Here is a 13,228-nt window from a genome sequence, read left to right as displayed (position 1 = left end):
GCAAATCATTTAATTTTTTACATGAAAATTATCAATTCTCAACATTTCGAGCAATCATAAACAACTGAATATTTTTCTATCTTTCCCAGATGAAATCAATTTTTACTATTACCCTCTTATTTATTCTGTGTTTTTCTTGTAAAAACCCTTCCACTCCTCCTATGGATAAATCCGAAAACACATACACTTTCCTAATAGGCACCTATACAGATTCTGCTGATCAAGGGATCAATCTATTGAAATTCAATCCGAGTAAGGATATTCTTGAAGTTACCCTATTAACGCCTGATGTGCAAAATCCGTCTTTCGTAATAGCCAATAAACAGGGAAACCGTGTATTTGCTTTGGAAGAATCTGCCGGAGTAAAGGGAGGAGAGGTACTCAGTTTTAATCTAAATATGACTTCAGATTCATTGGAGCTTGTTGACAAAATGCCATCTTTCGGTGATCACCCTTGTTATTTAGCTTTATCCCCAAATGAAAAACACCTTACTGTAGGTAATTATACGGGAGGAAGTCTAAGTATCTATGAAATCACCCCGGAAGGGAAGCTGATACATCAGCAAACCATTCAGCATCATGGAAAAGGTACAAATCCTGATAGGCAAGAAGGCCCCCATGTTCATAGTACAGTTTTCAGCCCTGATGGGTCCAGGCTATTGGTGGCAGACCTTGGAACCAATAAACTATACAATTACAAGGTAAGCCCGGAGGATGAAGAGCCTTTGTCTCTGGTCAATGAATTGAGTCTTTCCGCAGGAGATGGACCAAGACATTTAGTTTTTTCAAAAGGTGGTGATACCATCTTCTTAGTTCAAGAGATGTCTGCCACCCTAGAAATAATTGGGTTCAACAATGACACCTTCACTCCAAAACAAAGACTCAATTTACTGGATGAAAATTTCAAAGGAGCAGTGGGTGCAGCTGAAGTGAAAATATCTCCCGATGGTGAAAATATTTATGTTTCCAACAGGGGGGATGCCAACACTATCTCTGTATTTAAAAAAGCTCAAGATGGAACATTCTCAAGAATCCAAAATAGTAGCTCCGGGGGACTCATGCCGAGAAATTTCAACCTCACTAATGACGGAAAATACCTATTAGCTGCACATCAGGCTAGCAATGATGTAGTGGTATTCGAAAGAAATGAAGAAAATGGGACTTTAGCCTTGACAAACTGGAAAGTTAAAGTCCATAAACCAGTTTACTTATTTCAATTACCAGATTAAGAGGGTATTTCCCAAGGAACTTTGACATCGTAATAAATATTCCCCTCACGAACAGTTAGCGGAGAATTCAAATTATTGTGAAACAACTTCCCGGTACCCAACCCCTGTGGAATGGATGGCTGATATTGACTTGTCAACTGACTAATGGCGTTTAAGCCTATATTGCTTTCCAAAGCGGAAGTCATCCACCAGCCAATCCCACGTTTTTCGGCTTCGCTGATCCAAGCTCTGGTTTCTTTAATACCTCCCAATAAACTTGGCTTCAAAATAATATAAGGAGGATTGATCTGATCCAATAACCCGGCTTTATCCTTGACTCCTATGAGTTCCTCATCCAAAGCGATCGGTAATTCAGAGGCCATGCATAGCTTCTTCATTTCTTCACCCTGCCCGGACCGAATCGGCTGTTCGATGCTATGCAAATCCAATTGATGTAAAGCAGTCAGTTTAGATAGTGCTTCTTCGGGTGCAAATGCTCCATTCGCATCCACTCTCAACGTGATTTCTGAATCGGAATAATTGCTGCGGATATAGTGTAATAACTCAAGCTCTTTTTCAAAATCAATGGCTCCGATTTTCATTTTGATGCAGTGAAACCCCTGGGCCAACTTTTCATCAATTTGCTGTTTCATGAATTCAGCACTTCCCATCCAAATGAGCCCATTAATAGGAATTGGAAGCCCTTTCTCATAAAATGGATTCGAAACAATCTTTTGATTACCGCCATTCAACAAATCCAACAATGCTGTTTCCACTCCAAATCGAATACTCGGTAATTCAAATGGGATCAAATTGGCTACCTTTACCAAAATTGAGGCTTCCTCCATGGACCAGGATTCCTTTTCCAAATACCGGAGCGTTTTTTTCAATACCTGCTCAAAATCAGGCCTGTCATCTGGACTTAATTTCACCAATGGAGCCGCTTCTCCCCATCCGATCAACTCAGGTTCACTTTCGCGAAAGGCCTTAATCCAAAACACTTCTTTCGTTTTCAAAACCCCTCTTGAGGTTCCAGCATCGAATCGAAAAATTAGATTCCTTTTAATGAATTCAAATCGGATGGTTGGAATAGTCTGCATAGTTTAATCAGTAAGCCAATCGGTAATTTTGTTTACAAGGGCTATATTTGCCAGCGAATTAGGAAAAAGTACATGAATATCCCCCAGATTGATTTAAAGGAATACGAATATACATTACCAGAAGAGAGAATTGCTAGGTTTCCGCTCGAAAAAAGGGATTCTTCCAAACTCCTCCATTTCAAAAATCAGGTAATTACACATCAGCGATTTTCGGACATCCCCAATTTATTGCCGGAGGATAGTCTTTTGGTTTATAACAATACCAAAGTCATTCCTGCACGCCTTATTTTTCAACGAGAAACAGGTGCCCGAATTGAAATTTTCCTACTTCAACCCATCGCCCCTACTACCGTCATCCCTGAAATTATGCTTGCGAAGCATCCAGTGATTTGGGAGACCATGATCGGAAATTTAAAAAAATGGAAAGATGGAGAAATCCTTCAGGGAAGGATCATTTATCAAAATCAAGAAATAATCCTTTCTGCCAAATTAATCAATAGGGATCGTAGAGAGGTTGAGTTTTCATGGGATCAAGAACAGATTGCGTTTGTCGATGTGGTGGAAGCCAGTGGAGAAGTCCCATTACCGCCCTATTTAAATCGAAAGCCAGTAGCCGAAGATCGTGATAGATACCAAACAGTCTATTCCCAAAAAGAGGGTGCAGTGGCTGCCCCAACCGCTGGACTTCACTTTACAAATGAAGTTTTAGAAAAACTCCGAAAAAAAGGAGTGAAAACGGAGGAAGTAACATTGCATGTCAGTGCGGGGACTTTTCAACCCATCAAGTCGAAAAATGTCATTGAGCACCCCATGCATAGCGAACAGATCCATGTAGCTATTGACACCATCAGAAATCTGCTCCAACATCAGGGAAAGATTGTAGCGGTAGGCACCACCTCCGTCAGAACCTTGGAAAGTCTGTATTGGTACGGTGTGAAGCTATTGAGAAATGATGGAGAGGAATTCAACATTCCTAAACTTTATCCATATACAGAATCCTCCGTTCATCCTCATTACAAAGATTCCTTTCAAGCTATTCTAAGTCATATGGAAGCAAAAGGAATTGATACGTTAGTGGGTTCAACGGAAATTTTCATCTTCCCAGGTTACCAATTTCAAGTTGTTAATGGGTTGATTACCAATTTCCACCAACCTGGATCTACCTTGATTCTTTTAATAGCGTCTATTCTTGGTAATCGATGGAGAGAAATTTATGAGGAAGCATTAAATTCTGGTTATAGATTCTTGAGTTACGGGGATAGCAGTCTACTTTGGATAGATTAAATTCTTAATTAGCTTTAATCCAACTTAGTAATCCCTCATTTGGGCTCAATAATGAAGAAGTTTCTTTTTATCCTTTTGGCATTCTCTTTTTTGTTTTCATGTAAAGAAGATGAAAAACCAAGGCCTGGTAATGGAATACTTACGGTTACAGGAATAGATTTGGGAAACTTCCCACTTTCCAACGATAATGGAACAAATTGGACACATGTGTTGACTAATTCCATGATAGTCAACTTCACCAATGAAACCAACCAAACCTTTCAATTAGAGCTGAACCCCAACACTATTGAAAAGTCTTTTTCAATCGAACTACCATTGGGGAATTATACTTTTCATTCGATATCTGTCAGTCCAGATTTTTCGGATTTTTTACCTTTAAAAGCTGAGGGGCAACTAAACCTCAATCAAGAAAAGCAATCATGGAGATTTCCCGTAGACACCGATTATGGTTTATTGACCCTCTCACAAAGTCCTGACTCACCCGCTCCTAAGTTTATTTCGCATCCCTCAATCCAACTCAATAAGAATAAGGAGGTCTATTACAAATACATCAAATCAGGCATAAAAACTACCCTAGAACTTACATCGAATAATCCATCATCCAGTTTTAAGGTAATCAGCCAATCGACCTCTTTTCATCACCTGGCAAAAATTATCCAGAAACAAAATGAAAATGCACTTAGTACTTTTCAAAAAATTGACTTTGAACTAATTCAGGAGAAAGTAAATCTGGACTTGGACCATAAACCAATCAACCTTTTACCCTGGATTCAAGCTGAATTAGGAACGTCCCTCAACGAAAGTTCTGGGTTAGCACTCATCAATGGAAGATTATTTTCCATAAATGATAAAGACAATGACCCCAAAATTCAAGAGTTCAATCCAGAAGACGGTCAACTAATACGAGAAATAACTATAGATAATGCCTTCAATGAAGATTGGGAGGATTTAGCCCAAAGTGAGTCTCATGTCTATATTGGAGACTTTGGGAACAACATCGGAAGTAGAAAAAACTTAAGTATTCTTAGAGTCTCAAAAGACGAACTCCTTCATTCCAATAGTTTAGTGGCAGAAATAATAGAGTTTTCATTTGCTGATCAGGTGAATTTTTCCGGGCCAATGGAGAGCAATAACTTTGATTGTGAAAGTTTCTTTTTCCTGAACAACCAACTTCATCTATTTACCAAAAACCGAGGGGATGGAAAAACTAGGCACTACGTGATAAAGGATGAAATAACAAAGCAAGAAGTATCACCTACAGAGGAATTCGATACCCAAGGATTAATAACTGGAGCAGATTTAAGTCCAGATGGAAAAGTAATTGCTCTTTTAGGCTATGAAAATAAGGGAATTGCTAGCCAATCTTTTATCTGGTTGTTTTCAGATTTTAGTAATACTGAGTTTTTCAGTGGAAGAAAAAGAAGGGTTTATCTAGGAAGTCCTTCTATTCTTTCCCAAACAGAAGGGGTCGTTTTCAGGACAAATAATGAGATCATTATTTCTGGAGAAGAGATAAATTTTGGAGAAGTTTATATCCCTGGCAAACTGAGCGAAATGAACATAATTGGGCTTTATTAATCAAACACACTCATCTTTTTGGCGTTAGTTCTGATAACATCATCCAATTCTTTCGCCAATGGTTTGAGGTATGAAAAATATTTTTGATTCTCTATGTCCAATTGATGAGGATCGATCAGGTCCAAAAGTCCCAACATAGATGACAATGGAGAACGCAATACATGAGAAGGTTTTAATGCCAGCTCTTTAAGCATTTTATTTTCATTTTGGATCTCCACTAGTTTATTTCCCCAAGCAGAAATGTCTATCGCTTGTATCAAAGCTGCAATTCGATCCCCATTAGGACTCAAAACAGGCTTTACTATTACTTTCCAAAAACCAAATTCACCCTCTTTTAATTTGAGGTTCAATTCTATTTCTGAGGAAATTCCTTTCAAAAGACATTTTCTCACATTTTCCTTTAATTGGGAAAATCTAGAGGAACTGGAAGTAAATTGGAGCTTTGCCCCCTCTAAAAGCTTCGACCCAGACCATGATTCTGAAAGTACTTTCCCCGCATTATTTTGCTGGATTAATTTCATATCTGAATCCACTACCCAAACAGACCCTGGAATTGCTGTTAATTGAGTTTCACTAAATGGTTTTGTAGTCTGAAGAGAAAATGATTCTTTCATTTTTGGAAGTAAAAAAAGTTGATATCCTTTTTTATATCGGACCAATAAGCCCGTAAATTCATGACCCCGTCTGGAATCTATTAGGTGCAGAAATTGAGAACTTTCATCACCCACCAAAAAGCTCTTCCACGAGGTATTATTTACTATCTCCAAACCAAGCTCAGATTCAAATATCCTTTTGCCAGAAAAATCCTCGAACTCAATCCCAAGCCAATTTCTGACTACATCCTCCACTTCAATTACACAGAAATCCTTGTCTAATAGGATACTTGATAAACCCAGAAGATCACTAAGATTTTCTAATGGTATTTCTTGCTTTAGAAACTGAAAATCTATTCCTATCCCAACCACACCTAATAAATCCATATCAAGATTGGTAATGACTGAAAACTCAATCCAAACCTTAGAATTACCTCGATATCCTTTTAATTCTAATAGTAAGTGCTGCTTTTGCTTTGGGCAAGACAATAACTCATCTAAAGTATTTGCAAAATCACTACAAGAGCTTTCAGACAAATACGAAGACAAGGAAGCAGTTTCTACTCCCTCAACAGTCTCTTTAAAGATTTTATTAGAGTCCAATAGATTTCCTTCCACATCCATCAGGATGAGAAAAAAATGATTAGAATCCATTAAAACCTCCGGAATAAGATTTTCTATTTTTTCAGCACTAATCACAGCATTAAAGAAGTACTAGGTGACAACTTCTTGATTCTTTGAACTTAAAGATTGATAAAAATTATCAATTAAAAAAAGATGCTTTTAAAGAATTTTATACTATAAAAATCGGTTATTCGAATTAATATTTTTATAAGACAGAAAAAAGTAAGTGATTAAACGAAAAATGCTTTTCATCCCTGAAAAGCATTTCTAAAAAAAATTTCAAGTTTTTTTGAGATTATCGATTAATCAGCTCATGGTTGATAAATTCAGAATATTCTATCTCTTTTACCATCAGAATCAATGCATTCGCAAATTCTTGTTTACAAGCAAAAATATGGTATGGATAATCTGAGTTCGAAGTAAAAATAATCTGATTAGAGCCAAAAAATCGCTGGAGTTCTTCTTTTGAGTTAGTTTTAATTTTCACAGAATCTGATTTCAAATTATTTCTTTCTATCAAAAAATTTCCGTTGCTAGTTTGTATTAACATAGTTTTTAAAAGAGGATTGATCACAAATTTATAAAAGCGAAATTCAATAGAAATACCCAGTACTGGGTATTTTTACCAAAAAGGAATTACGAACATGTAAATTATTTCTTTTGATTACCAGTATTTTAACAAAAAAGTAAAATAGAAATGATTTCTATGCCTCTGAAGCTTGTTATAATCTTATCAATTGATTTATATTTGCAACGCCTTAAGGAAACAAGGAGGTTTATTTGAATAATTTCCTATTCTCCTAAAGTCAAAATAGAGGGTTGGGTGAGTAGCTTATCCACGATAGTTATCGGGACAGCAGTTTGCTAAACTTAATTCCAGAATATTATTTTGGAAACACATAATAGAGGGTTGGGTGAGTGGCTTATCCACGATAGTTATCGGGACAGCAGCTTGCTAAACTTAACTCCAGAATATTATTTTGGAAATACATAATAGAGGGTTGGGTGAGTGGCTTATCCACGATAGTTATCGGGACAGCAGCTTGCTAAACTTAATTCCAGAATATTATTTTGGAAACACATAATAGAGGGTTGGGTGAGTGGCTTAAACCAGCAGTTTGCTAAACTGTCGTACGGGTCAAACCGTACCGGGGGTTCGAATCCCCCACCCTCTGCAAAGCAAGCCTTTTCGCATAGCGGAAGGGCTTTTTGTTTTTAACTACCAAGCTTGCTTGAGTGGCTATGAAATAAAAAGACCAAAACGAACGAACTGAGTAGGCTTGGTTTGCATCTTTCCCCCAACTAGGGAAAGGCGAAGCCAATCCCCCACCCTCTACTTAAAAAAAAAAAGCCTTGCATTTTAAACTGCAGGGCTTTTTTATTATACATCTAGTAATTTCCTATATACTAGCTTTCAAATACTCCATTAACTGACCAATATCCTTTCCTAATTCTTTTGAATCGGTCTTTTTAATTTTCGAAATAATCAAACTTAGAATTTCCAAGTGTTCGATCTCTGCATTTTTCTGGCCTTTATTTCCCGCCATTTTCCAAACTTCATTGTAAGACTTTTTAACCTCATTTAGATTTACCTTAGAAGTTCCGAGAATTAGCTGGGTTAATTGAATAGTAGCCAGATTTGCAAATGTCCAGTAATCCTTTTCTTCTTCCAGTTTCTTTTCACACCTATTTTTCAATTCATCCAATGCTTTTCTCGCATCCAGTGGAATAGTTGTAATGCTTGATTTTCCTTCCATAAGCATTGCCAACCTTAATAAAGAAAGCCAGTTTGTTAAAGGGTAAGGATCTTTGAAATCACTGCTACTAGCAGCTTTTTCATAATAAGAGATAGATTCTTTTAGAGATTTAATACTTTCTTTGGCTCCCATTTTTTGCTGTACAAACATCTTTCTTTTGTAAGTACTTCCCATCAAACTTAATCGCTCTCTCGTTTGACCAAATTTGAGTAGGTTATCAAAATCAGCAATCACTACATCTATTTCCTTAATCGTATCTGGTCCACTGATCGATTCTTCCAAGAAATTCTTAACCGCAAACTTAGCTCTTACATTGCCATATTGCTCAAGAGACTTCATGGAATAGCTAGCCTTATTAGAGGAAAGAAGCTTTTTATAGCATGCTATGGAATTCGCATAATTATTCAGTCCATTATATAACGCCGCTGTAAGCTCTACAATCCTATCATTTTCCAGCCCTATTTTTTCTGTTGCTTCTACCAATTTGTTCACCCTACCGAGCACATATTCATGGTCGTTTTGATTGGCCTCCAATTGATGTAATAGGTTTTGCAACTCAATTTCCACCTCTTCTTCTATCACCACTCCTGAACTGCCAGAGCTATCTCTAGCTCCATTAGAGAGATTATAAAATGGATCACCATAACACTGGAATGCCCCCCAGGTATTCGTTCTTCTTCCAAATTCCTCATAAATCCTTTTTCTAGACCTTTTTACGGCTTCTCCAAACCCTACACCGGAAAACATGCATTTATAAAACTGCCTCGCAAATTCCAAAGCAGCCGAATCATCCACTGCCCAACCAGCTACCACTACTGCCCTTGCCCCATTATTGATTAATTGAGTTCCAATATTTGCCGCAAACTTATTTCGCTGTTGACTTTCCTTCTCAGACTCTTGATTCATTTGCCCCAAGTAACAACAATTCACAAAAACCATCTCTGCAGTTTCACTCATTCCTGCAATCTGTCCTGGGGTCAAGAATGTGTCATTTCCAATGACCATTCCTGTTGCTTTTTTGCTACCATAATTAAAAACACCATGCCCCGCCAAATGAATTATTTTATGATTTTTGGAGAAGAGCTTTAAAAAAATCTCTGAAGCATTTGTATTGATGAGACTTTGAGTGGTGTATCCTGCATCTTTCAGTAAGCTAGAAACCATTTCCGCCTCTCTCTTTGCTCCCGGTAATTGCGACATGAACTGATCCAGCTGAGGATCACCGATTACCACCGCAGTTTTATTTTTCACCCTAGACGTCTTCTCCCTGAAATTCCCGGTTGACAGTTGCCTTACCATCCCTGTATGGATGCAAAGAGGAACAGCATTCACATCTTCTTGGATCATCTCCCAAGGATATTCCGCTGAAGCAATATCCAACACCCAAGAGATATTATTTTGCCTTTTCAATTCCTCTTTAAAACTAAAAGGAACCAACAACTCAAACATAGTTTTAGCAATCTCCGGAGAATATTGATTGTTTAAGGTCATGTCCTTCAGCAAAATCTCCAAGGTCTTGTTATTGGATTCAACCTCTTCCACCTTTTCACTGGCCCCACTCGTCGCCACAGCAATCTTGAGAATTTCAGCAGACCCTTTTTGCTCTTCCCTTACGGTAATTCTTGTCCACCAATCCGAAGAATTATCATATGGAATTCTCCATCTCTTACCCAGTTTTGACTTCAACCCTTTTCCCTTGAATACAATGTTAAAGTCTCTGCTATCGCTGCTTTGCAATTGTTGAACGGATTTCAATATGGACAAAGCTTTGTCATGGAAAATCTCTATGAATTCTACTTCTTCAATTACTTTTATTTTCGACTCATAATAATTTCTAATATTTCTATTAGCTCGTTGAACACCTTGAACTATCGCTCTAATTGAACTCTCTGTAGACAATCCTCCATACATATTTGCTATCGCTATGACGGAAATACCTATTGTCTCATCTGAAATCTCTTCCTCAGGGGCATTTTTTATGGTCAGATACCTGGAAACTCCTTTTTCTATGGATACCATCAACTGAAATCCCGATAATTCGCCAGGGACCCCCAAACCAACTATGACGCCACCTTTAAATTTTGTCTCCGCATCCTTATCAGCTAAAACGATTTGATTTGAACCAATTGGCCCTGGATATAAACCGAGTCTTAACAACCTGCTCAACTCACCATTCAATTGATAATCAATCGCTTTTTCTGTAGTCAAAATTGAATCATATTCAAAATGTCCTGCTAAAACTGGGTAGTCTGCATATTTTAAATCTCCATGGCTTACACATACTCTAATTGGAGCTTCTACACTCCATTTTTCCTCTTCCTTATCTACTCCAAGTATGCTGTTGACAACATTCTCTTCACTGATATCAAATACCTCTGTCTCTTTAGGTGCAAACTCTTGCTCTTCACCTCTCACGATCGGAAGACTATTTTGTAATTTGGAGGTAGATCCATAAATCAGTAGGTCTTCAATAGCCGAGAATAACTTACTATCCTTCGAAAGCCCTCCATGGGTTACATTACAGTAATAATATTGTCCCGCCTTTCTAATTCCATCAGGGATTCCAGATTTCCATGTAACGCTTTCATCCCCTGCATTAGTGGCATAAAAGACCAATTCTCCATCTTCAATTTCCAGATTAGAAACAGTAAAGTTCTTTTTACTGCTTTGTCCAGCTATGTAGGTAATATTGCTATAGTCTATTGAGTCAGCCTCTGCCATAACCTTGTTTTGGTGAATAGCAAATTCATCCAATACAGTTTTGGATGGAATTGGCCAAGAGCTATCACCAGATGCAGCTCTCAATTTTTCCCAAAAACTCCTGCTTGAAAAGTCATGATTCCCATTTTTATTGATCGGCAACAGATTGAGTATTCCGGGGAAATCACAAAAAACAGATAATAGGTCTTTCGTATTATTTTTTATATCAATTTTACCCAACAATCGGATCAAACTGTCTTTTCCAAAAAGCACATAAGGAATTCGATAAGATCCTCCCAAAGGAGAACCTAAAAAGACCGCTTTGAACCCAATGGACTTATTCAATACTTGCCAGGTTTCGGGATGATATAAAATGAAATCCCTTACCAAAACTCCACCCATACTATGCGCTACTATCTTGATGGGCTGATTAAACTTTAATAATTCTGAAATCTTTGCATTTAACTTTTCAGCACTGGCTTTTAAAGGTATTCTCCAATCAAACTGAAACGTGAACACCTCATAGCTTTTTTCTAGATTTTTCCCTAAGGCCTCGTAAGAGGTGGATATTAAAGAGTCCGCTTGAATAGGCTGTTTACCGCTGTCTGTATAACTTAATTTGGATAAGTCGCCTTTCAAAAAACGGAAATAATTAATCCAAAGCTTTTTCTCATCCTTCAGGTTGGAGCCCATTATTCCCGGTAAAAGAATGACAATTGGTTTTTTACCTGAAATTTTTTCTCGTTTGTAATCTCCACCCTCTATACCAAACACTCCTCTTTCTTTACCACTGGCTTTCGCAAAGGTCACAAAGCCTTCTGGCTCTTGGTCCATCAAAGCGTCTAATGCATCCACCACTGCTTTCAAAGTCCTGGGAGAAGAAAAGTATTTAAAGTGGTCTATCAAACCGCTTTTTTCTATAAAAACTGAAACATTCCCTTCTTTTCTCACTGCACCCCACTTCATACTTTCGGTATCCACTACCAAGTCGTTTTTATCCAAAAAGAAGAACTTACCAACTAAGACCACCAGACTTTTAAATCGTAAACTCAACTCACTACTACCCCCTACCACATACAAAGGAGATTGGATCACTATCTGTGATCCTTGATAATTTAAAGCCTTGATAAATGGAGATTTGGGGTTCATAGCTTCCAACCCAGGAAGCACATCCACATCGTCTTTACAAGCCACAGCCTCCATAATCATCTCTTTAAAAGTGATGAAAATTGGATTTCCAGCTTGCCCAGTTGCCAACCCGATCAAATTGAAGGTTACATTTAAAAATATATTCAATCGTTTGGAAGCTAGGGTCGTTCCATTCGCCGGACTGGCCACACGAACCACCTTATGAATAGTGATTTTTTTAGACTCCATCAAAGATTTAAGTTCCTTGATTACCTCTACATCACGGTCTCGATCATGGTCAACAAGAACCTCCAACTCTGCTGTATCAAACCCCCTTGGATCGGTACAAAACCTTGCAAAAACATCTGACACCAAACCTCCACGAGATTGACTGATCAAATCTAATTCGATCTCATCTGGGAGCTGACTGACTAAATCCAAAACATTCTCAAGAGGACTGCTAGACAAGGTTCTATGCTGAAAAGCCAGAATTTGGTCAAGCCCATATTCACTGGTGTAATTCTTCCAATCTTCAGAATCTTTCAAATCTCCAAAAGAACTCTTGGTAGATGAACCGGTACCATGCAAAAACAACAAATGTCTTTTGGAAGAGTCCAGCGCTTTGACTTCCTCTAATTCAAAATCCGGCAAACAATGGCATAAAATACCATACTTTACTTTTTCAAAATCGTTTCCCCGAAATGCCAGCTGTTTGTTTTCCAGATTGATCGCCAACTCCCTCATTTTTGGTCGGATCACCTTTTTCTTGACAAAAATCTTCAATAGTTTGATACCCACTTTTTTGAAGATCCCTCTATCCGTTTCTTCTGTAGCAATTTCATCGGGCAAAAAAAGTTCATCTTCGCCAGCAGAACGTTTGAAACGCTCTGGAAAAATATCACGAAGAGTTTCCTTGTCTCCTAGCCAAACGCTATCATCGTCAAATTCAAATTCAATAATATGGTCATCATCTATTTCGATTGTTTGCTCCTCTACATCGCCACGGGTAGGGCTTAAAACTGTAAATGCCTGATCCAAACCATAATATTCAAAACCATTATCCTCCCCTTTAATAAAAGGTAAATGGTCATTTCCTTTGAGCTTGAGTTTCAGTGTTGACATAGTAAAAATGATGTTTGTTTAAAGTGATTTTTCTCCCTAAAAGGGTAGAATTTGAGTAGAAATCTTGATTGATGCCAAAGAAAAATTTAGAGATGAGAAAAAATCATCGTCTAATTTTCAAAAATCGCTAAGAG

Annotated in this window: 7 protein-coding genes and 1 tRNA gene; 4 read left to right on the top strand and 4 right to left on the bottom strand. The window is 37.8% G+C overall.

The window, feature by feature from the left end; all coding sequences use genetic code 11:
- The first annotated feature begins 161 nt into the window (after positions 1-161).
- Entirely contained in the window at positions 162-1,229 is a 1,068-nt protein-coding gene (locus tag JYB62_RS01330; protein ID WP_243431413.1) for a lactonase family protein, read from the top strand.
- Here the strand turns inward: JYB62_RS01330 and JYB62_RS01325 are convergent.
- Positions 1,226-2,308: an o-succinylbenzoate synthase gene (locus tag JYB62_RS01325; protein ID WP_205643649.1), complete on the bottom strand. Its 1,083-nt coding sequence runs from the start codon at positions 2,306-2,308 to the stop codon at positions 1,226-1,228. The two genes, JYB62_RS01330 and JYB62_RS01325, sit on opposite strands and share 4 nt — an antisense overlap.
- A 72-nt stretch (positions 2,309-2,380) precedes the next feature.
- Here JYB62_RS01325 and JYB62_RS01320 point away from each other — a divergent pair, with 72 nt between their 5' ends.
- Together JYB62_RS01320 and JYB62_RS01315 are read left to right on the top strand one after the other, a co-directional pair.
- Complete coding sequence (locus tag JYB62_RS01320; RefSeq protein ID WP_205643648.1) at positions 2,381-3,592, top strand: S-adenosylmethionine:tRNA ribosyltransferase-isomerase; 1,212 nt, start codon at positions 2,381-2,383, stop codon at positions 3,590-3,592.
- A gap of 51 nt (positions 3,593-3,643) precedes the next feature.
- A complete protein-coding gene (locus JYB62_RS01315) occupies positions 3,644-5,170 on the top strand; it encodes a hypothetical protein (RefSeq protein WP_205643647.1) in 1,527 nt (508 codons plus the stop codon).
- Here the strand turns inward: JYB62_RS01315 and JYB62_RS01310 are convergent.
- Entirely contained in the window at positions 5,167-6,417 is a 1,251-nt protein-coding gene (locus JYB62_RS01310; protein WP_205643646.1) for a hypothetical protein, read from the bottom strand. The two genes, JYB62_RS01315 and JYB62_RS01310, sit on opposite strands and share 4 nt — an antisense overlap.
- Positions 6,418-6,682: 265 nt before the next feature.
- Positions 6,683-6,874 carry a hypothetical protein gene (locus JYB62_RS01305; RefSeq protein WP_205643645.1) on the bottom strand — a complete coding sequence of 64 codons (192 nt, stop codon included), beginning with the start codon at positions 6,872-6,874 and terminating at the stop codon, positions 6,683-6,685.
- Positions 6,875-7,473: 599 nt separating this feature from the next.
- On the opposite strand from JYB62_RS01305, the gene JYB62_RS01300 reads away from it, so the two are divergent.
- Positions 7,474-7,562, top strand: a tRNA-Ser gene (locus tag JYB62_RS01300).
- A 225-nt stretch (positions 7,563-7,787) separates the two neighbouring features.
- Here JYB62_RS01300 and JYB62_RS01295 read toward each other — a convergent pair.
- Complete coding sequence (locus JYB62_RS01295; protein WP_205643644.1) at positions 7,788-13,094, bottom strand: CHAT domain-containing protein; 5,307 nt, start codon at positions 13,092-13,094, stop codon at positions 7,788-7,790.
- Between the last annotated feature and the right edge of the window lie 134 nt (positions 13,095-13,228).

This window comes from Algoriphagus lutimaris (assembly GCF_017051705.1).
In the GTDB taxonomy this organism is placed as follows: Bacteria; Bacteroidota; Bacteroidia; order Cytophagales; family Cyclobacteriaceae; genus Algoriphagus; species Algoriphagus lutimaris.
This window is presented reverse-complemented; position numbering and strand designations above follow the sequence as displayed.